The 307-nt window shown below is 38.1% G+C and carries 1 protein-coding gene; it reads left to right on the top strand.

Translation table 11 applies throughout. The annotated features are described in order from the left end of the window. On the top strand, positions 1-307 hold a 307-nt coding region (locus AAEZ00_RS20855; protein ID WP_351089787.1), incomplete at both ends, for a 7TM diverse intracellular signaling domain-containing protein.

Below are 307 nucleotides of genomic sequence, written 5' to 3'. Positions count from 1 at the left end.
AATTTTGAACCTGGTTATACACATACTTTTTATTTAAAAATAGACAGAAAAGGTAGCATCAGTTTGCCATTAGTGTTGTGGTCATCAAACGACCTAACCCAACTCACTGAAACTAAGAATTTGTTTAATGGCATGCAAATAGGATTATTACTCGCTATTTGCTTGTTCAGTTTATTTATCGCGCTCGCGTCGGCATCTTATAGTTACAGTTATTACAGCGGCTATGTATTAGGGCTTACGTTACTCACGGCGACAATTCATGGCGTATCATTTCGCTATTTGTGGCCTCAATGGCCCATTATACAAC

Origin of the sequence: Shewanella sp. S1-49-MNA-CIBAN-0167 (assembly GCF_040310145.1) — a bacterium.
Classification (GTDB): domain Bacteria; phylum Pseudomonadota; class Gammaproteobacteria; order Enterobacterales; family Shewanellaceae; genus Shewanella; species Shewanella psychromarinicola.
The sequence above is the reverse complement of the archived record's forward strand: the minus strand, read 5'-3'. Positions and strand labels throughout refer to the sequence as shown.